This is a genomic window from Limnobaculum eriocheiris (assembly GCF_021010575.1).
Classification (GTDB): Bacteria; Pseudomonadota; Gammaproteobacteria; order Enterobacterales; family Enterobacteriaceae; genus Limnobaculum; species Limnobaculum eriocheiris.
Genome location: NZ_JAJNAG010000008.1, coordinates 92,368 through 112,058 on the forward strand (window position 1 = coordinate 92,368; position 19,691 = coordinate 112,058).

The window sequence follows — 19,691 nt, forward strand, 5'->3', positions numbered from 1 at the left end:
ACGAGGGTTGCCCAATCGGGCAACCTGTAAAAGATCGATTAATCCAGATGACGACAAAAGTAATCCGCACCGTCGCGCAGTGCCCGATCGGCACTCTTCATCATACGGGAATAGTGCAAGAAGGCGTGCAGAGTTCCGGCATACATCTGGTAGCAACAAGGTTGTTGATGTTCACGCAATGTTTGATACAGCGCCCTGCTATCGTCAATTAACGGATCGAACTCCGCGCCGACGATAAAGCAAGGTGGAATATCATGAGTTAATTCGTTATTAAATATACAGTAATAAGGTGATTCCTTATCCTGTTGATTAGCCAGATAGGCTTGCTCATACTCTTCCAAATCTTTCCGGGTTAGTCCATCCCAACTGCCACCGTACAGGCGGCGGGTCATGGAATCCCGTAAACCATAAAGTCCATAATAGAGCAGCACACCAGCAACACGCCCGCAGTGAATACCACGATCCCGTAACCACAGAAGGGTAGCAAATGACAACATCGCACCAGCGGAATCACCCGCGAAGCCAATCTGTTGCATATTTAACTGATAATCCACCGCCTGAACATGAAAGTATTGGCAGACGGCAACCGTCTCTTCAATAGCCTGCGGAAAGCGTGCTTCAGGGGAAAGGGAATAATCGACTCCTATTACCGCACAGCCAGTGTAGTGTGCCAGCAGGCGCATAATACGATCGTGAGTATCAAGATTACCCACAATAAAACCACCACCGTGTAAATAAAACAGCGTCGCCCGGGTTTTGTGTTGTGGATAATATATTCGTGTCCCGGTTTTTCCATATTTAGTGGTTATTTTTACCAATTGCGTTTTGACCATTTCCGGCCCTTCAGCATTCCAATATTTACGCTCGTCAATATAACCTTGGCGAATAGTTCCATAATCTGAATTAGCAGATTGAGGTTTGGCATTTTGTAATTGAAATTGCAATACATCACGCATTTCCTCAGAAATACACTCAAGAACATTTATTTTATTTTCCGGCTTCATTTTATCCTCCAGGCAGATATCGATTAATTTTATTCGTTATATGAAACCGAACTAAGACCCACCGCACAAAAATAGTAATATAATGAAATTTAAAATAAAAAAGTCATAATGAATGATAAATTGATTTACACTCCAGTGCTAAAACAGCAAAAAACCGCCATTCTTTCTCAATAAATGATGGCGATCAAAAAATGTAGTCCACCCTATTTTAATGTCACAAATAATCATTTTAAATTACGCTGAATATACCTTATTGAAACAATGAATTAACATTATCAATTTATTGATATTTTTATAAAAAATAGCATAAAAACACATAGTTCTTTGGGGCATGATTAGGTATATTCAGACAGATTGATAATAAAAAACTTAAATATCAATATATCGTCGTGACATCTATTTATTGCACTAAAAAATAGATAAATGCTGGCAATATTATAGGTTAGTAGTCCTGATGAAATAGGTGAGAATATGTACAGACAGTATGTTCAAGAACCTTTATATCTTTCCGTTGCTCGCTGGATAATGCAGCAAAGTCGTTGGATTAGCGCAACAGAGATTGCGGAGCACTTCGAGCTGACGCCCTGTAAAGCTATCAATACCGTTTCCTATATTCTTTCTGCGGTTGATGAAATAACCTGCAAAACCAAAAGTGTACCCAATCAGTTGGAAGGCCGAGGCTGCCAGTGTCAGCGCCTGATTCAGGTAAGCCATATTGATGAAGTAATTACCACCCGCATTAAGAATGCCGTCAATAATGAAACTGAAAACGATCCCACATCCCGTTTAGACCCATCCATGCGCGTTCCCCCTCCGGAACTGAACCGCGAACAAAAATGGCAATGGATGCTCTCTAAAGGGCAACGCAAATAATTCTCTACGGCCAATGGGCCTGACGGTAGTGTCTTAATGTTCCGTCAGGCTCCTACTCAAAGCTTCTGCCTATAAAACCGGCAAACGGTTAAGTCGCTGGTGTGTGCAGGGATAAATCTGTTATAATCGACTGAACAACTTGGGGCTGATTCTGGATTCGACGGGATTTGCGAAACCCAAGGTGCATGCCGAGGTGCGGTAGGCCTCGTTAATAAACCGCAAAAAAATAGTCGCAAACGACGAAAACTACGCACTAGCAGCTTAATAACCTGCTCAGAGCCCTCTCTCCCTAGCCTCCGCTCTTAGGACGGGGATCAAGAGAGGTCAAAACCAAAAGAGATCGTGTGGATGCCTTGCTTGGGGTTGAAGCATTAAAATTAATCAAGCTAGTCTGGTAGTGGCGTGTCTGTCCGCAGCTGCCAGGCGAATGTAAAGACCAGACTAAGCATGTAGTACCGACGGTGTAGAAATTTCGGACGCGGGTTCAACTCCCGCCAGCTCCACCACATTAAGTTCTAAAGAAGTCTAAGAAAGTCTTGAAAGCCCGTAGCCACCTTGGTTTACGGGCTTTTTCTTGTCTAGGGTTGTCTTGTGTGAACTTGTAATATCTGCATATTTATGGCACTCTGGTTGGCACTCAAGGAAGCTAAATACAGTAACAGAGTGCCAACGATGATTACATATTGAGAGACAATCATTCATTAGACTAGAGCAAGGAAATGTTCTTTTCCCCGCCCTCTAACTAGTCCCCAGCGGTTGATCATCCCCCATCTAGCACTCATACATTTTCACCTTTCTTGAAAAAGCGTGTCACACGAGTCACAAGCGTCACACTTGCCGCTATCCCTTCTGGCGTAAGGCTTTTATCTGTGACGTCATTTTATGAAGCTGTGACTCAATGAAAACGTGCGTCACCTTTCGTGGTAACACCAAGTAATGGGAGATCTAGCGAGTGCCAAAACAAACAACACCCTTAACAGATACAGAGATCAAGGCAGCAAAATCTAAAGAGAAAGACTATTCACTCTACGATGGGGACGGCTTGAATCTTTTAATAAAAACAACCGGCAGTAAAATTTGGCAATTCCGCTACTCACGTCCAATAGATCGAAAACGCGCTAAGCTTACGTTCGGTTCATATCCATCAATCCCATTAAAAAACGCTCGTGAACTCCGCGATAATGCCAGAGCTTTAATAGCCAGAAACATTGATCCCCAAGACCATGAACGCATGCAACAGCAGAAAGCACGGGAGACCAAGGCTAATACATTTCAAGTTGTCGCTGGTATGTGGTGGGAGGTGAAGAAAAAAAGCGTTACTGAAGACTACGCCAAGGACATCTGGCGCTCGCTGGAAAAAGATGTCTTCCCTATGATTGGTAATATTGCTATAGCGGATATTAAAAGGCGTACTTTAGTTCTAACTCTCGAACCGATTCAAGATCGCGGCGCACTTGAAACAGTCAGACGGCTTTGCCAGCGTATCAATGAGATTATGATTTATGCTATGAACAAAGGCCTGATCGATGTAGCCCCCAGCGTTAACATCAGTAAGGCATTCGCTAAGCCGCAAAAGAAACACATGCCAAGCATACGTCCTGAGCTGCTACCTGAACTGATGCAGACTATGAAGCTAGCTAGTATTGAACTACCTACCCGCTGTCTTTTTATGTGGCAATTGCTAACGCTTACCCGCCCTGCTGAAGCATCAGGTACACGTTGGGACGAGATCGATCTTGATGCCAAACTATGGCGCATCCCTGCCAATAGAATGAAGATGAACCGAGAGCATGTAGTCCCTCTATCAGAACAAGCATTAGTTATCCTAAATAGAATGAAACCTCTTAGCGGTCACAGGGAATATGTCTTCCCTAGTCGAATTAAACCAACCCAACCTATGAATAGCCAAACTGTTAACGCAGCGCTTAAGCGTGCCGGATTTGGCGGCGTGCTGGTTTCTCACGGTCTACGCTCTATCGGTAGCACTGCACTCAATGAGGAAGGATTTTCACCTGACGTAATCGAAGCGGCTCTTGCTCACGTTGATAAGAATGAAGTAAGGCGTGCCTATAATCGCAGTGACTATCTGGAACAGCGTAAACCGATGATGCAATGGTGGGCTGATTTTATTACAGCTGCGGATAGCGGTAGTGTGATGGATAGCGGCATTCGGGGATTGAGGGCTGTGGGATGAGCAAGAAAAAAATTGCAGCCTCGGAATTAGAATTATTAGATGCAGAAATATCGAAAGCATTAAACGAAGCCTCTACTTTAGAAACATCAAATTCAGAAGGAACATTATTTTTCCTCCATCGTCCAAATAGCGAGCTGATTTCACAATTATCAAACATTGGTTTTTCTTATGATGATTATATTGCATGGCTATCAAATTTTAGCGAGTGGCTAACAAAAATTGCCATTAACTTTCCTGCATTATATCAAAGCATCTCAGATGATTTTTACTCAGAAGAAATAACAAATAAAGAACTTGTAGAGTCCAAATCTTTTCATGCTATATATCGACTGTTATTGCTATCAACTTCTGATGAATTACGTATACGAACAATTGCAGGATTAATTCTAATATTTAAAGCAGCTGGGAATAATGAACTACTAGAAGATATCCAATTTGTTTTTCCGAACCTGAAGACCAAAAGGATTAATAGAAATGAACGCCTATTTAGCATCAGTACATAGACGATGGGAAGAACGCTTACAGCAACAAGCTACCGATTCTATTGAGCCTAAAGAGATATACCGTCCCTATACTCAAAAACTAGCTGATAAAATTCGCTCATGGCTCAACGAACTTGATGCTGAATATCATAATAATACTTTTTATGAATGCGATTTATGCCAGATGTTTAAGTGTAAGAAAGAAGATCTGGCGATTGCATCATCAAGCATCCCGCTCTACAGCCAAGTAATAACTGTCAATGGAGTAAGGGTTCGTAGCTATTCTCTGGTGCCACTTACAGCTTCTCAGTTGGAGCTTAATGACGTTCAACTATTCATGATGGATTGTTTACAACGGGGATATATCACAACACCACAAAACGGCTGGCTCCTAATTATCCCCTCAGTAAATCTCTATGAGGCATTTGTTCATAGTGAACAATATCAAGGAACAAGCCGTTTATCTTTTGGGCGAAACCTTTCAAAGATGGGATTCGCTAAGGCTGTTCTTGCTGGTAATCCGCCCTATAGATGTCGGTCGTTTAAACTAAAACCATTGGATGAAGCTAGGCATGATTTTGCGACCATAATATTAGGTGATGAAAAATATAGATGGGAGTGACCTATTTATCATATTAAATGTAGTAGCCACAACTTGCTCTAACCGCCGGTTAAGAGTAAGAAGCTGGCGTTCCTCTTCCTCGACTCCTCAATAGAAAGACCATAGATGACACAATTCATTAATACATAGGTGAATATAATTTCGCCATTTCAGGTTTTATTATGTTGATTTCTTGTTTTTCCATCTGCAAAAATATCATTTCAACTTAAAAAATATTCGCTTGAACAAACTTCTGGTGTACCATTCGCATAGCTAAATACAACAATAAGGACCATTATGATCCGCTGCCATCTTGCTCGGCTCATGGGCGAACATAAGATGCGAATAGCCGATGTTGTCAGGGAAACTGGCCTGAGTCGCAACACTATCACTTTGCTTTACAAAGAGACGGCTCAGAAGGTTGACCTAGATACATTAGAAAGGCTTTGCGTGCTTTTTGACTGTGAAATACACGATTTATTGCAAAAGGTTCCTGCTTCGCAGAATCGTACAGAGAAAAATAAATGACACTTATTAACCTAAAAGATCTCGAAGCCCATCTTTGGCATGCTGCCCATATTATCACCGGGCCAATCGATGCATCAGATTACAAAACGTACATTTTCCCCATCTTGTTCTTCAAGCGCATTTGTGATGTATATGACGAAGAATTTGCCGATGCGATGGAGAGCGTTGGGGATGCAGAGCTTGCCAAAGGTAAGATGTTTCATCGAATTCAGATACCTGAAAATTGCCACTGGCGCGATGTTTTCGCTGAGACCAAAGACATCGGGCAGGCCTTAAAAGACTCTTTCCGTGGTATAGAACTAGCAAACCCTAAACTGCATGGCATTTTTGGCGATGCCAGCTGGACCAATAAAGAACGCCTTTCAGATGAGTTACTGGCTACGTTACTCAATCACTTCAACAAGGTGAACCTTGGCGTTTCTAGTGTCCGTGACGATGATATGGGGCGCGCATACGAGTATCTGATCAAACGTTTTGCAGACAAAGCCAATAAGAAAGCCGGTGAGTTCTACACCCCACGTACTATTGTTCGCTTGATGGTTAACATTCTTGATCCAAAAGCTGGTGAGAGTGTCTACGATCCTGCCTGTGGTACTGGTGGTATGCTGCTCGAGACTATCCACCATGTAAAAGAAAACGGTGGAGATCCGCGTCTGCTAAAAATCAAAGGACAGGAAAAAAACCTGACCACCGAAGCCATTGCGCGAATGAACCTGTTCCTGCACGGTCAGGAGGATTTCGATATTATTCGCGGGGATACGCTGCGTGAACCCAAGTTTTTGCAAAGCGACCATTTAGAAACTTTCGACTGCGTTGTTGCCAACCCACCATTTAGCTTGAAGGAATGGGGATACGATCTGTGGTCGAACGATCCCTATGGCCGTAAGCAATATGCTCTGGCGCCTAAAACAAATGGTGATTTTGCCTGGGTACAGCATATGTTTGCTTCACTTAACGACAATGGGCGTATGGCTGTTGTGTTACCTCATGGTGTGCTATTTCGTGGCGGAACTGAGGGAGTAATTCGAACCAAATTGCTGCAAGAAAATCGCATTGTGGCGATTATTGGTGTCGCTTCCAATCTATTCTATGGGACTGGTATTCCTGCGTGTATTTTGGTGCTGCGAAAATCACGTCCGACAACACATAAAGATCATGTATTGATCATCAATGCTGAAGAAATCTATACCAAGGGACGTGCACAGAATACGCTGTCCAACAAACAGGCTGATGACATATACCAAATCTACCATGACCAGATTCAAAAAGGGCCAGATGCAAAAGAAATCGAAGGCGTTGCACGCTGGGTACCTCTGAAGGAGATTGAAGAAAATGACTTCAATCTAAATATTGCTCGTTATGTGCAAAAGCCTCTCGAAGAAGAAAACATCACTGTGGAAGAGGCGCTCAAAGATTTTCAACGGAAACTGGCTGAGCTGGAAAAAGCTGAAGAGGAGCTGGAAGCCCTGCTTATCAAAGAAGGGTTCGAGGTATGAGTACCATGAGTAATAAAAAACTGGAAGAGCTGCTCTGGGGAGCTGCTGAGTTTCTTCGCGGCCAAATCGACGCATCAGACTACAAGCAGTATGTCTTCCCCTTGCTGTTTTATAAACGCCTGTCAGATGTCTATCTGGAAGAATATAACGAGGCGATGGAGCTCCATGAAGGTGATGCCGAATATGCAGCCATGCCGATGTTTCACCGTTTCAACATTCCCTCTGAAGCCAGTTGGGAAAAGGTCCGTAATACCAGTAAAAACATTGGTGAGGCGATCCAGGATGCGCTTCGACTAATTGAAGCCAATAACCCGCGTTTACATGGCGTCTTCGGTGATGCACAGTGGACCAATAAAGAGCGCCTGCCCGATCATCTGCTGGCTGATCTTATCGAGCATTTCAGTAAAATTCCTCTTGGCATTAAATCTGTTGCTCAGGATGATCTCGGTGAAGCCTACGAATACCTGATTAAAAAGTTCGCTGACGATTCCGGCCACACGGCGGCAGAGTTCTACACCAACCGAACAGTCGTGCATTTAATGACGCGCATTATGGGCTTAAAACCGGGTGAAACGGCCTATGACCCAACATGCGGCACTGGCGGGATGTTGCTAAATGCAGTGATGGATCTCCGCGCAAGAGGGGAAGAGTGGCGCTCGGTACACCTTTATGGCCAAGAAGTGAACCTGCTGACCTCCGCTATCGCGCGTATGAATATGTTCCTGCACGATATCGAAGAATTTGATGTGCTGCGTGGCGACACCTTGGCTGAGCCAAAGTTTATTGAAAACGATCGGCTTAAGCAGTTTGATGTAATTTTTGCCAACCCGCCGTACTCCATCAAAAAATGGAATCGTGACAAGTTTGCCGCCGATCCATATGATCGTAATCTTTATGGTGTACCACCGCAGGGTTGCGCTGATTATGCTTTTTATACCCATATAATCAAAAGCTTGAAGCCTGATACCGGTCGCGCCGCCATGCTCTGGCCGCACGGCGTGCTGTTCCGTGATTCCGAGCAATCCATACGTAAACAGGTGATTGAATCGGATATTATTGAAGCGGTGATTGGGCTAGGGCCGAACCTGTTTTACAACTCGCCGATGGAATCTTGCGTGGTTGTGCTTAACTGCAATAAACCTGCTGAGCGTAAAAACAAGGTGTTATTTATTAATGGGGTTGAACACGTTACTCGTGAGCGCGCCCATAGCCGTTTATCCTATGAGAATTTAACAGTGTTATGTGAGGCTTACTTTACACCTGAAAAGCAAAGCAATATCACCGCGTTGGTGGATCTCGACGTTATTAAAGAGAATCTCTATAACCTGTCAATTCCACTATATGTGCAAGCACAAAGTAACGGTGAAGCACATAATATTGAACATGCAATTGAGGCGTGGAAAGTAAGTCGCACTCAGCTAAAAAAACAAACTAATAAATTATTCCAAAGCCTTGCAGAGCTTGGATATAACGTTGAAAGCAAGGTGGGACAGTAAATGACGGAACAGCAATTACCGGAAGGCTGGCAAATGGTGAAGTTTGGCGATATCGCGAAACATATCTCCAAACGTGTAGAACCGAGCGAGACAGACCTTGAAATTTATGTCGGTTTGGAGCATTTAGACCCTGATAGCCTGAAGATTAAGCGACATGGCGTACCAGGTGATGTTGAAGGGCAAAAGCTTTTGGTGAAGAAAGGACAGATTATATTTGGTAAGCGTCGTGCCTATCAGCGCAAGGTAGCGGTGGCGGATTGGGACTGTATATGCTCGGCTCATGCCATGGTGCTTGAAGCTAATTCTAAAAAAGTTCACCCTGACTTTTTACCTTATTTTATGCAGTCAGACAGCTTTATGAGTAAAGCAGTTGCTATTTCAGAAGGTTCTCTCTCCCCCACCATTAAATGGAAAGTGTTGAGTGAGCAGTACTTTCCAATGCCAAACTTAGAGAGACAAAAGAGTATTGTGCAAGTTCTTCTTGCAATCAATGCCGCTTCAAATGCAGCATTGGAGGCTCAAGAAGCCGTAGAAATAAGCTTTAATATATTCAAAAATAAAATATTTTCATCATTTCCACGAACACTAAAGATAAAGCTAGGTGAGATTATTGATATAAAGAATGGATATGCTTATCCAGGTAAGTCAATAATTGATGAAGAAACCGATAACATTCTAGTTACTCCCGGAAATTTCTTGCTAAGTGGAGGTTATAATAATGCAAAGAACAGGTATTCAACGACTGGGCCAATTCGTGATTTTAAACTTATTCCTGGGCAGTTAATTATTAATATGACTGATTTATCCAAGGCGGGAGATACTCTTGGCATGCCTGCAATACTCCCTAGTTCAAACAAAACTTATCTACATAATCAGCGCGTCGGATTAATTAATATATTGAATGAAGATAAGGTCGATAAAGGTTATCTATTTGAATTTTTGAGCTCTCCTCTTTGCCGTCAATACATTGTTGCTACTAGTAGTGGTACAACAGTTCGGCATACATCTGTACAAAAATTGCTTGATGTAGAGATTCCGCTGCCTGACCTGATTGAGCAGCAAAAAATCGCCTTTATTTGCAATAAATACAGGCAATGTATCTATTATATAAAGACAAAAAAGAATGTTAATAGGCCTCTAATCAATAAATTAGTGAGTAATTGATGTATGTTTAACGAACAAACCGTTACAGAAAATGGAATTATCGATCGCTTAAAGGGCTTAAGCGGGATCAAATGGGCTTACTGCCACGGCGAAAACCTGCCTAAACAAGCGCAGAATATCTTCATTGATGAGTGGCTAAAAGACGCGCTTTGTTCGTTAAACCCCGATATTGGCAGACAGCCTGACTATGCTGATGAGGTCATCTACAAACTTCGGGGAGTGGTTTTAGAGGCCCGCCATACCGGTCTGGTAAAGGCCAATGAAAACTTCCAGGAATGGTTGATGGCTGAAAAAACCTTGCCCTTTGGCGAGAATGGCGACCATATCACCATCAATCTGATTGATTTTGACAATATAGAAAATAACCACTTTGTGGTGGCACAGCAGGTTCACTATATCGCGGCCACTGAAGTCTATTTTGATATTGTTCTTTATGTGAACGGCATACCGCTAGTAGTGGGCGAAGTTAAAACTGCAACACGCCCCAGCGTGACCTGGCAAGACGGTGCCGCCGACTTTATGGGCGGCAAAAAGTACTACTGGAAAAACGTTGAATCTTTCTTTGTCCCCAACTTGCTGTGCTTTGCCAGCGAAGGAAAAACCTTTGCCTATGGCGCAATTAATGCCCGAGTTAAAGACTGGGGGCCCTGGCATAATACTGAGCTTCGTGATGAGATTCTGCCGGGATTAGCATCGGTACTCAACAGCTGCGAAAGTTTGTTAAATCCACAAACCTTATTGCAGTTACTGGAATCTTTTGCATTATTTTCAACCATCAAAACGGGCAAAAATACTCCACCTAAACGCGTTAAAATTCTGCCGCGCTACCCGCAATTTGAAGCAGCAAAACAAATCGTTGAACGTGTTCGCAGAGGCTATCCAAAAAAAGGTCTGATTTGGCATTTCCAGGGATCGGGTAAATCCTTGTTGATGCTTTACGCCGCTAAAATGCTGCGTGCCGACAATGCGTTAAAAAATCCGACGGTACTCATCGTTGTGGACCGGCGAGATCTGGACAGCCAAATTAACGAGACCTTTGGTGGGGCCGACGTTAAAAACCTGATTAAAGTGCAAAGTTGTAAAAAGCTTGGCGAATACATTGAGCAAGACAGCCGTGGCATTTTAATCACCACTATCTTTAAATTTAAAGATATCGAAATTGATGATAGCAACCCCAATGGCTTGAACAACCGTGACAACATCATTGTGTTGGTTGACGAAGCCCACCGTACCCAAGAAGGTGGATTAGGCGAGAAAATGCGCTGGGCGTTACCCAATGCCCACTTCTATGGCCTGACTGGTACTCCGATTTCTGGTATTGATCGTAATACATTCAAGTTGTTCGGTGCCGAAGAAGATCCGGGTCGCTATATGAGCCGCTATAGCTATAAGCAGTCGATCCGTGACGGCGCGACTAACCCAGTGAAGTTCGAACCTCGGCTGGCCGAACTCCGAGTGGATCGTGACGCTATCAACGAAGAATTCGAGCAACTGGCTACCGAAAACAACCTGGATGAAGAAGAAAAAGCAGCATTGTCCAGGCGTGCAGGCAAGCTGGCTATTATGCTGAAATCTCCCAGACGTATGGCTGCGGTGAGTAATGACATTGTTGAGCATTTTACCAGCCATGTTATGCCGAAAAAGATGAAAGGCATGGTTGTGGTATACGATCGCGAAGCCTGCGTGCAGATGTATTATTTGCTCGGTGAAAAGCTCGGTTTTGATGCAGTTGAAGTGGTTATGAACGTTGACCAGGCTCCGGTTAAAGCTGAAGAGGGTGGCAAAAAAGATAAGCTCAACAAGGATTGGCTTAAATGGCATGATGAATTGGAGCTGCCTGTCAAACAAGTCGATTTCGAACGCTGGCAGCACATTGACGCAGAAGAACAAGTACAGAAGGATTTGATTGAATGCTTTAAAGATCCAGAGCATCCATTACAGCTTATCATCGTTACCGCCAAGCTGCTTACGGGCTTTGATGCACCAATTTGCTACTGCATGTACCTCGATAAGCCTTTACGCGATCATACGCTTCTGCAGGCTATGTGTCGTACCAACCGATTGTACGAAACCGATGATGTACGCAAGGACATGGGATTAATTATCGACTATCTCGGCGTTTTCGAAAATCTGCGCACAGCCCTAGCCTATAATCCTGAAGAAATTGAAGGAGTTGTGGAAGGAATTGAGGCATTTAAAGAGCTATTGCCGTTACAACTGAATAAATGTCTGTCCTTCTTCCCTGGTGTGGATCGGTCCATAGCAGGTTTTGAGGGTATTATGGCTGCGCAGGAATGCCTGCCGACCAACGAGAAACGTGATGAATTCGCTGCCAGTTTTGGGGTGTTATCAAAGCTATGGTCGGCTATTAACCCCGATCCTTTTTTAAGCTCGTATCGTCAGGACTATAAGTGGTTGGCACAAATATATGAATCTGTAAGACCGGTTGGTCAGACCGGTGCATTGGTTTGGGCTGCACTTGGTCCTGAAACCATCAAAATGATCCATGAGCATACTGATATCAATCGTATCCGTGATGACATCGACGAATTGATCATGGATGAGCACGCCATTTTTACCTTGACCGCTAAAGAACAGGAACAACGCGCCAAGCGGTTGGAAATTGATCTTATGGGCCGCCTGCGTGGCAGTCACGATCCTAAATTTGTAGAACTAGGTGAGCGCCTAGAAAAACTACGCCAAGACTATGAGGCTGGCGTTATAAAAGCTATTGAGTGGCTCAAAGGACTTTTGGATGCTGCGAAAGATACGGTACAAGCCGAGCGAGAAACTGGTGAGCATCCCGTGACTGAAGCGGATAACAAGCAGGCTTTAACCAAGCTTTTCTTGGAAACCAGACCGGAGACTACACCTAAGTTGATTGGTGATGTCGTTGAACAAATCGACAAAATCGTCAAGGCTACTCGTTTTGACGGTTGGCAAAACTCTAACAGCGGCCCCCGTGAAATCCAAAAAGCATTATTGCTAACGCTGGCCCAGTTTGGATTAGGTAAAGATAAAGAATTATTCCAGAAGGCTTACGGATATATAGAGGAATATTACTGAGCTAAACACTGAACGGTAATATCTTCAGGGGTTAAAGAGTCTGGTTGGATAAGTTCATTCATGGGCTAACTCCAAAGGTAATGATTATCACCCACCTCCGGAGCTGCAAATCTCACGGGTGGTGGCTTTGATCGGGTTTGCAGACCGCCCCTTGGAAACGGCACATCCAAAGATGTCCCAGCCAAAGCCACCATAGAACAAGCATTATGACATGTTTTTAGGGTGTACAAAGACCATGACTATAAAAATACTTTATGTATCAATACGTCATTTTCAAGGAACCATTCGGGCTGCAAACCCCGACATCCCACTCAGGATGCCCCGCCACTATACCAATCCCAAAACCACCAGCAATCAACCTTTTCAGGTTCATCCCAACAATGCGAAACCTCTCGAAAAACCATAAAAGATTAACGCAAGCCACAAAAAATCGGCCTGTATCGCCGGTTTTTTGCCATCTGAGAATATATTCCAAGATTATACCGGACGATCCAACTTACCGGCGGCATCCTCCAACAACTTATCCAGACTGGAATGCAGTAGCTTAGATTTCACCTCTTTACTTTCAGTTTCCAGCTTTGAACCCACTTTTTTATCCATGGTGTAAATGGTCACTTTTCCTGGCTGATGGTCGTACATCAGCAGGCCATCAACCCCATGTCCTTTACTGTCTTCAAATATATTCAATATGTTTTGCATTTTCTGTTTGGCGGCATCATCCCCTTTCACCGCTTTTCGCAGTTCCTCAACGGACAAGCCGACCGGAATGGAATAGAGATAGAGCACCTCGACGTAACTACCCGCATCACCAGCGTTGCACATAAAACAAAATTCTCTTTTTCCATCGGATAGTGATTCCATTTTTCTTAAATCAATCAGCAGCTTTTGACCATCCTGATAGGGCTCTTCTGAAATATCCAGAAACACCAGCCAGTAAGGCCCAGGATCGCCAGCCTGTGCCGAAAAACTACAACCCAGCGTTAGCGCAAAAAATAGTGAGTAAATAAACTGGCGAATTCTTTCCATTATATTGTCCTTAATAAACGTCGATAGCTCACTATAAACGAATGTTTGCTTACTATCTGAATGCCTGCGCCGGTGCTTTCCGGGCCAGAGATATTCAGTGTGGCAAATTCTGTTCAGCCCCAAAGGGATTGAGGGTGGGATCCGCGTTCCTCGTTAATGTTATCCGGTTATCCATTACCTAAGCAAAAACCCGCGCACCAGTTAGTTAACGCGGGTTTTGTGATTAACGCCTAAACGTTAAAGAATATTACACCAGACGCTCAATCAGCTTATCCGTTTCCCCTTGCAGGAAATGAATCGGAGCCACTTCAATCACCGTATAGGCACCACTGTTCAATTTGGTGGTAGCACGGGCAGCAGAAACTAAAAACTGTGAGGTTAAAGCCGGGTTGTTAATACGCATTGAATATTCAAACAGTTGATTTTGAGTCTCACCAGACACACCTTTATGGGTTAAATGCACGCCGTGCCCCATATCTTTCAAATTGTCGACACAATCGACCTGCTTAACGTGAGTCTCGTCCGAGGCAAAATAGTCATCGGCCTTCAGCGTTTTTTCCACGGTGGCAAAATCAGCCCCCTGCTCCAGTTCAACATACACCAGACGGCGATGCACGCCGGTTCCCATAGGAACCGTTACCGATAGCGCTTCTTTAACCCCAGGAATCGCTCTGGCAGCCACCGAATGCCCCATACTCATGCCCGGACCAAAGTTAGTATAGGTGATCCCTTTTGGCGCCATTGCCAGCATCAAAGCTCGCACAATGGAGTCAGAACCCGGGTCCCAACCGGCGGCCACAACGGATACCGCATTATTGGCTTTAGCGATAGGGTCCAGCGTATTTTTCAAATCAACAATCTGAGAGTGAACATCAAAACTGTCTACGGTATTAATACCCTTCGCCAGAATTTTCTGAGCTACTTGCTTAATTGCACGGGTTGGCGAACAAAGAATAGCCACATCAACATGGTATAACTTATCAATATCATCCACTACCTGATAAGCCGCCAGTTCTGACAATGGTTCGCCCGTGCTGCGACGAACGACACCTGCAATTTCAAAGTCATCTGCCGCGTTCAGGGCTTCAATCGCATATTTACCAATATTTCCATAGCCGACAACGGCCGCTCTAATCTTTTTAGTCATGATTGTCCCTGTCTCAATTATTGTTTTAATCTTGCCGTTTTCATTCTTTCACTAACCAAAAGGATTAACAAAAGAGAAACCGCTTTAGACTTTAACCAATGTTATCAAATATTCCAAAGCAGAAATAATACTCTGATTTTATTTAATCAAAATTAACCCTCGCCAATCCCCTCTGTTTGCCAGAAAAAGCTATGCTTTGACTGGCACAATAGTTACCTGATTCCGGCAGTGAATTATCACGATTTCAGGCAAGTATTTTTAGCTTAAAAATTATCACTCTGTTAGAGACTATTGGTTGAACAATGCTACAATATCGCGCGTTGTTTTCCCTTCTCACCTGAGTTGAACTTCCGTTTTTACATTTATCTGATAAAAACTATTAGGATTTTGAATGCATCACCATGATGTTACAGAGCGCTCATTGTTTTCTTTGAGCTGGCCAATATTCATCGATCTGTTTTTACACTTTTCGACGCTGCTGATTAATACTTATATGGTCAGCCAGGTCTCTACCGCCTATCTTGCTGCAATGGGGCCCGGTAATCTGGTTTTCGATATGTGTATTACCATATTTAGCTTTATCAGCGTTGGATGTAGCGTTGTTATTGCTCAGTATTTGGGTGCCCGCCATACGGATATGGCAAAGAAAGCCATTCATATTTCTATTGCGTTTAACTTTGTTCTGGGGCTGTTCTGCGCGGCTGCCATTTTCTTCTTTGGTTATAAAGCGCTGAATATCATGAACATGCCGGAGCATCTGATGACAGATGGCTTCAACTATTTGCATATTCTGGGTATTTGTCTGATCCCTGAAGCGGTTTCGTTGATTCTGGCTGCTTGTTTGCGGGTTTATGGCAAATCTAAAGCCGCCATGTATGTCACCCTGATTGTAAATATCATTACCATTATCGGTAATATTCTGGCGCTGTATGTTTTCGATGCCGGCCTGGTGGGCGTCGCCTGGTCAACGGTATTTGGTCGTGTTATCTGTATTATTCTGCTGGCCTGTTTATTGAATTACGGCTTACGCATTCGCTTTGAAATGAAACTATTTTTCCACTGGTCTAAAGATCAACTGGGAAAAATCCTGCGCATTGGCTTACCGGCTGCCGGTGAGAATATAGTGTGGATCCTGCAATATATGACCGCCAATGCCTTTATCGGTCTGATGGGGGAAACCTCTCTGGCGGCGCAGACCCTCTATTTCCAGATAGCGCTATTCGTTATGCTGTTTGGTATTTCCGTTAGTATCGGTAATGAGATTTTTGTCGGACATCTGGTGGGCGCTAAGCGTTTCGAAGATGCCTATCGCCAGACGTTCCGCAGCCTGAAGCTGGGTGTTAGCGTTACTATTCTGGTGGTAATCGGCTTCTGGCTGGCAGATGTGCATATTCTGCACTTCCTGTCGAAAGATGATGGAATTAATAAGCTGCTGTTACCGCTATTTTTACTTTCAGTATTTCTTGAGCCGGGCAGAACCTTCAATATCGTCATGGTGAACGCCTTACGGGCCTCCGGCGATGCTACCTTTCCGCTGTATACCGCTATCTTCTTTATGTGGTGTGTATCAATACCGGTAGGCTACTTCCTCGGTATTACTATGGAAATGGGTCTGGTGGGGATCTGGATCGGCTTTATGTGTGATGAGTGGCTGCGCGGCCTGACAAACACCTGGCGCTGGAAATCAAGAAAGTGGCAGGCAAAACGACTCAACATTTAGTCGGTGGTTTCTGAGACGGGCTTACTCTATTAATTTAGTATTAAGCCCGATATTCTTATCATATCAACAACGCTTTTATTTATTTCCTAAAATAAGCGCTGCACTTAACTTTTCCTGCGATATTCGGCAACATTGCTCATCTTCTCTCAGTTTTACGTATTACAAGCGTAAAAATTTCGTAAAACTGATTTAGTTCTATTGAACAATTTCCTCTAAATGCAATGATTGCTATATATTCACTCGCGCAGGAATATCAACATGCTTAAGAAGACACTGTTTATTTTATTATTAGCGGCATCGTTCTGCGCATCGGCAGGGCCGAGGGATCATCGGGGCTATCGCGGTTATAACAGTTATCCGGAACATTATAATTACAACCGATATAAGCAATATCGTGCTCCATCCCACTATAACTACAAACGCTATTATAATCACCGCTATAACTATCGATATAATCCCGGTATCAGCTTTCAATATCGCTATAACCAGAATAACTATCGCCCGACGTATAAAGGTAATTATCGACCGGCTAACCGACCTGACGTATACCACCATCGCGGTGGACAGCCATCCCATTTCCGTTAGTTCTGTTACATGTAAAAAGCCTGAATACACCTTCAGGCTCTTTGTTTATTAGCCTGCTTCACAAATCCAATATTCTTGTTCCTTCGTAATAGATTTCCGTTATTCTTTTGCCATAATTTTATTACTGACCGCATAAACAGACAGGATTGTATTATGGTTAAATTCGGGTACACCATTGTCTATGTCGACGATGTTGAGAAAACGCTTCACTTCTTTAATGAAGCCTTCAATATGAAAACCCGGTTTCTGCACGATACCGGAGCTTATGGCGAGCTGGATACCGGTGAGACCGTTCTGGCATTTGCTTCTCATGAGTTAGGCCACGGTCATTTTCCTGATGGCTACATACAGGCCGGTAGTTCAGAAAAACCACTGGGAATTGAAATTGCTCTGGTAACCCAAGACGTTCAAACCACCCACAATGCCGCCATTGTTTATGGTTCTACCGAGCTAAAAGCACCAACGGTGATGCCCTGGGGACAAACGGTCTCTTATGTCAGAGCACCGTCCGGAATTCTGCTGGAATTATGCAGCCCAATGTCCTGACCGATGGCGGCAAACTTGCCGCCTGTCATCCATTCTGATGATGCATTTCTTCGCCCGGTTAAGCAGACAGATAAGATAATAATGGCATCCATTTTCATTCTGAGTTAAACCTATACTATCCCTGATTCTGCTGGCTAAGGATATATTATGAAACTCTATGTCTATGACCATTGCCCGTTCTGCGTAAAAGCGCGCATGATATTTGGCATCAAAAAGATCCCTTTTGAGCTGGTCACTCTGTTGAATGATGATGAAGAGACCCCCATCCGTATGATTGGCCAGAAAATGGCGCCAATTCTGGAAAAAAACGATGGTAGTTACATGCCTGAAAGCATGGATATCGTCCACTATGTGGATGAAACTTTTGGTTCGCTGGCTTTAACCGGCAAGACTAATCCGGCCATTGCCGACTGGTTGAAGCTGGTTTCTCCTTATCTCAATAAGCTATTAATTCCTCGTTATGCTCAGGCTGATTTCTGTGAATTCAGAACGCCATCCGCCCGCCAATATTTTAGCCGTAAAAAAGAGGCCATGATTGGTAACTTCGCTGAAGCACTGGCACAAACTCCGGAACTGATTAAACAGCTTGAACAAGACCTTGCTCAACTGGAAAAACTGATTCAATCACCGGCAGCCTGTAACGGAGAACTCTCCGTAGATGACATTCACCTGTTTCCGGCAATCAGGGGAATATCCATTGTGAAGGGCGTAAAATATCCCCCTAAAACCGATGCCTATCGTAAAGAGATGTCGAAAATATCTGGCGTAAACCTGCTTGATAGTATTGCTCAGTAATTTTGCTTTTAAAAATAGCATCCGGCGTTTATCACTTTGCCGGATGCTTTATCCTGTCTGCCATAAACATCATTTTTATTATTCAAGTTTTTTGAATATTTGAGTGATTTTTTTCCGCTTTTTATCTTTGTGGTATCAACTAAACTGTTTAAAACGTTAAGGAGGTTTCACATGATTTATTTACGTAAGGCTGATGTTCGCGGCCATGCTAACCATGGCTGGCTTGATAGCTGGCACAGTTTCTCTTTCGCTGATTACTACGATCCTAACTTTATGGGGTTTTCTGCATTACGCGTGATCAATGAAGACCGCGTTGAACCGGGCCAGGGGTTCCCTACCCATCCACATAAAGATATGGAAATACTCTCTTATGTTCTGGAAGGTACTATTGAACATCAGGACAGTATGGGAAATAAAGAACGTGTTCCCGCCGGTGATTTTCAGATTATGAGTGCGGGTACTGGCGTTCGTCACTCGGAATACAACCCGAGTAGTAGCGAGCCCCTGCACTTCTATCAGATCTGGATTATTCCCGATCGTAAGGACATTACGCCACGTTATGAGCAAAAAACCTTTACTGAGAAACATGCTCGTCAGTTGGTACTGTCGCCGGATGCCCGTGATGGTTCCCTGAAGGTTTATCAGGATATGGAACTATGGCGCTGGACGCTGGATGCCAAAGAGAAAGCTGAATTCAGTATTAAAGAAGGACGCCGTATCTGGGTACAGGTGGTAAAAGGTGAAGTGGAAATAAATGGTGTCCAGGCCTCAGACAGTGATGGTATTGCCCTGTGGGATGAATCAACCATGAACATCACCGTTCATAGCGATAGTGAAATTTGGTCGTGACGCATATTTAGTGTTGTGGTATTCTTCGCCCTTTGGATGATTGATGGCAAAGATTGATGTAGTTTGTCCCCGCTGTTCTGAAACGAGTGATGTGATCCGAAACGGTCATTCCACCTCCG

18 protein-coding genes, 1 other RNA gene and 1 pseudogene are annotated in these 19,691 nt (G+C 43.8%); 17 read left to right on the forward strand and 3 right to left on the reverse strand.

Features of this window, described 5'->3' with window-relative positions; genetic code table 11:
* Positions 1 to 38 precede the first annotated feature (38 nt).
* Positions 39 to 1,004 (reverse strand): acetyl esterase, encoded by a 966-nt coding sequence (aes, locus tag LPW36_RS06015; RefSeq protein WP_230608615.1) that lies wholly within the window; start codon positions 1,002 to 1,004, stop codon positions 39 to 41.
* A 471-nt stretch (positions 1,005 to 1,475) separates the two neighbouring features.
* Between aes and caiF the strand changes: the two genes are divergently transcribed.
* The 10 genes from caiF to LPW36_RS06065 all read left to right on the forward strand — a co-directional run bounded on the left by caiF (position 1,476) and on the right by LPW36_RS06065 (position 12,904).
* Complete coding sequence (gene caiF / locus LPW36_RS06020) at positions 1,476 to 1,877, forward strand: carnitine metabolism transcriptional regulator CaiF (RefSeq protein WP_230608616.1); 402 nt, start codon at positions 1,476 to 1,478, stop codon at positions 1,875 to 1,877.
* A 141-nt stretch (positions 1,878 to 2,018) separates the two neighbouring features.
* Positions 2,019 to 2,383: a transfer-messenger RNA gene (gene ssrA, locus LPW36_RS06025) on the forward strand.
* Positions 2,384 to 2,829: 446 nt separating this feature from the next.
* Positions 2,830 to 4,071: an integrase domain-containing protein gene (locus LPW36_RS06030; protein ID WP_230608617.1), complete on the forward strand. Its 1,242-nt coding sequence runs from the start codon at positions 2,830 to 2,832 to the stop codon at positions 4,069 to 4,071.
* Complete coding sequence (locus tag LPW36_RS06035) at positions 4,068 to 4,574, forward strand: hypothetical protein (RefSeq protein ID WP_230608618.1); 507 nt, start codon at positions 4,068 to 4,070, stop codon at positions 4,572 to 4,574. The genes LPW36_RS06030 and LPW36_RS06035 overlap by 4 nt, the downstream gene beginning before the upstream one ends.
* A complete protein-coding gene (locus LPW36_RS06040; RefSeq protein WP_230608619.1) occupies positions 4,546 to 5,175 on the forward strand; it encodes a hypothetical protein in 630 nt (209 codons plus the stop codon). The genes LPW36_RS06035 and LPW36_RS06040 overlap by 29 nt, the downstream gene beginning before the upstream one ends.
* 276 nt (positions 5,176 to 5,451) lie before the next feature.
* The gene (locus LPW36_RS06045; RefSeq protein WP_049032564.1) at positions 5,452 to 5,682 is read left to right on the forward strand and encodes a helix-turn-helix domain-containing protein; all 231 of its coding nucleotides are present in this window, start codon (positions 5,452 to 5,454) and stop codon (positions 5,680 to 5,682) included.
* Entirely contained in the window at positions 5,679 to 7,178 is a 1,500-nt protein-coding gene (locus tag LPW36_RS06050; protein WP_230608620.1) for a type I restriction-modification system subunit M, read from the forward strand. Before LPW36_RS06045 ends, LPW36_RS06050 begins: the two co-directional genes overlap by 4 nt.
* Before the next feature lie 5 nt (positions 7,179 to 7,183).
* Positions 7,184 to 8,674: a type I restriction-modification system subunit M gene (locus LPW36_RS06055; RefSeq protein WP_230608621.1), complete on the forward strand. Its 1,491-nt coding sequence runs from the start codon at positions 7,184 to 7,186 to the stop codon at positions 8,672 to 8,674.
* On the forward strand, positions 8,675 to 9,838 hold the full coding sequence (locus LPW36_RS06060; protein ID WP_230608622.1) for a restriction endonuclease subunit S: 1,164 nt from the start codon (positions 8,675 to 8,677) through the stop codon (positions 9,836 to 9,838).
* Between the two features lie 3 nt (positions 9,839 to 9,841).
* On the forward strand, positions 9,842 to 12,904 hold the full coding sequence (locus LPW36_RS06065) for a type I restriction endonuclease subunit R (protein WP_230608623.1): 3,063 nt from the start codon (positions 9,842 to 9,844) through the stop codon (positions 12,902 to 12,904).
* Between the two features lie 477 nt (positions 12,905 to 13,381).
* Here the strand turns inward: LPW36_RS06065 and LPW36_RS06070 are convergent, their stop codons facing one another.
* Positions 13,382 to 13,930, reverse strand: a complete 549-nt coding sequence (locus tag LPW36_RS06070) for a hypothetical protein (RefSeq protein ID WP_230608624.1) — start codon at positions 13,928 to 13,930, stop codon at positions 13,382 to 13,384.
* A 32-nt stretch (positions 13,931 to 13,962) separates the two neighbouring features.
* Here LPW36_RS06070 and LPW36_RS06075 point away from each other — a divergent pair.
* Positions 13,963 to 14,087: pseudogene (locus LPW36_RS06075) on the forward strand (cyclopropane-fatty-acyl-phospholipid synthase); the annotation flags it as partial.
* 90 nt (positions 14,088 to 14,177) lie between these two features.
* On the opposite strand, the gene LPW36_RS06080 reads toward LPW36_RS06075, so the two are convergent.
* Positions 14,178 to 15,077: a diaminopimelate dehydrogenase gene (locus LPW36_RS06080; protein WP_230608625.1), complete on the reverse strand. Its 900-nt coding sequence runs from the start codon at positions 15,075 to 15,077 to the stop codon at positions 14,178 to 14,180.
* Between the two features lie 391 nt (positions 15,078 to 15,468).
* On the opposite strand from LPW36_RS06080, the gene LPW36_RS06085 reads away from it, so the two are divergent.
* The 6 genes from LPW36_RS06085 to LPW36_RS06110 form a co-directional block, all read left to right on the forward strand.
* Positions 15,469 to 16,797 carry an MATE family efflux transporter gene (locus LPW36_RS06085; RefSeq protein WP_230608626.1) on the forward strand — a complete coding sequence of 443 codons (1,329 nt, stop codon included), beginning with the start codon at positions 15,469 to 15,471 and terminating at the stop codon, positions 16,795 to 16,797.
* 258 nt (positions 16,798 to 17,055) lie between these two features.
* Positions 17,056 to 17,382, forward strand: coding sequence for a hypothetical protein (locus tag LPW36_RS06090; protein ID WP_230608627.1), 327 nt, complete (start codon positions 17,056 to 17,058; stop codon positions 17,380 to 17,382).
* Between the two features lie 153 nt (positions 17,383 to 17,535).
* Positions 17,536 to 17,928 (forward strand): VOC family protein, encoded by a 393-nt coding sequence (locus LPW36_RS06095; protein ID WP_230608628.1) that lies wholly within the window; start codon positions 17,536 to 17,538, stop codon positions 17,926 to 17,928.
* Between the two features lie 147 nt (positions 17,929 to 18,075).
* Positions 18,076 to 18,723, forward strand: a complete 648-nt coding sequence (grxB, locus tag LPW36_RS06100; protein ID WP_230608629.1) for a glutaredoxin 2 — start codon at positions 18,076 to 18,078, stop codon at positions 18,721 to 18,723.
* A gap of 171 nt (positions 18,724 to 18,894) precedes the next feature.
* Complete coding sequence (locus LPW36_RS06105; RefSeq protein ID WP_230608630.1) at positions 18,895 to 19,572, forward strand: pirin family protein; 678 nt, start codon at positions 18,895 to 18,897, stop codon at positions 19,570 to 19,572.
* Positions 19,573 to 19,615: 43 nt separating this feature from the next.
* Positions 19,616 to 19,691, forward strand: a 76-nt coding sequence (locus tag LPW36_RS06110; protein WP_338085967.1) for an IS1 family transposase, incomplete at its 3' end; no start/stop codon positions are given.

What these genes read in the sequence shown, in the direction of transcription:
- LPW36_RS06065 (WP_230608623.1), top strand. Translation starts at nt 9,842, where the DNA reads ATGTTTAACGAACAAACCGTTACAGAAAATGGAATTATCGATCGCTTA.
- LPW36_RS06085 (WP_230608626.1), top strand. Translation starts at nt 15,469, where the DNA reads ATGCATCACCATGATGTTACAGAGCGCTCATTGTTTTCTTTGAGCTGG.
- LPW36_RS06070 (WP_230608624.1), bottom strand. Translation starts at nt 13,930, where the DNA reads ATGGAAAGAATTCGCCAGTTTATTTACTCACTATTTTTTGCGCTAACG.
- LPW36_RS06045 (WP_049032564.1), top strand. Translation starts at nt 5,452, where the DNA reads ATGATCCGCTGCCATCTTGCTCGGCTCATGGGCGAACATAAGATGCGA.
- LPW36_RS06050 (WP_230608620.1), top strand. Translation starts at nt 5,679, where the DNA reads ATGACACTTATTAACCTAAAAGATCTCGAAGCCCATCTTTGGCATGCT.
- LPW36_RS06090 (WP_230608627.1), top strand. Translation starts at nt 17,056, where the DNA reads ATGCTTAAGAAGACACTGTTTATTTTATTATTAGCGGCATCGTTCTGC.
- LPW36_RS06080 (WP_230608625.1), bottom strand. Translation starts at nt 15,077, where the DNA reads ATGACTAAAAAGATTAGAGCGGCCGTTGTCGGCTATGGAAATATTGGT.
- LPW36_RS06040 (WP_230608619.1), top strand. Translation starts at nt 4,546, where the DNA reads ATGAACGCCTATTTAGCATCAGTACATAGACGATGGGAAGAACGCTTA.
- LPW36_RS06060 (WP_230608622.1), top strand. Translation starts at nt 8,675, where the DNA reads ATGACGGAACAGCAATTACCGGAAGGCTGGCAAATGGTGAAGTTTGGC.
- caiF (WP_230608616.1), top strand. Translation starts at nt 1,476, where the DNA reads ATGTACAGACAGTATGTTCAAGAACCTTTATATCTTTCCGTTGCTCGC.
- LPW36_RS06105 (WP_230608630.1), top strand. Translation starts at nt 18,895, where the DNA reads ATGATTTATTTACGTAAGGCTGATGTTCGCGGCCATGCTAACCATGGC.
- LPW36_RS06035 (WP_230608618.1), top strand. Translation starts at nt 4,068, where the DNA reads ATGAGCAAGAAAAAAATTGCAGCCTCGGAATTAGAATTATTAGATGCA.
- LPW36_RS06055 (WP_230608621.1), top strand. Translation starts at nt 7,184, where the DNA reads ATGAGTAATAAAAAACTGGAAGAGCTGCTCTGGGGAGCTGCTGAGTTT.
- LPW36_RS06095 (WP_230608628.1), top strand. Translation starts at nt 17,536, where the DNA reads ATGGTTAAATTCGGGTACACCATTGTCTATGTCGACGATGTTGAGAAA.
- grxB (WP_230608629.1), top strand. Translation starts at nt 18,076, where the DNA reads ATGAAACTCTATGTCTATGACCATTGCCCGTTCTGCGTAAAAGCGCGC.
- aes (WP_230608615.1), bottom strand. Translation starts at nt 1,004, where the DNA reads ATGAAGCCGGAAAATAAAATAAATGTTCTTGAGTGTATTTCTGAGGAA.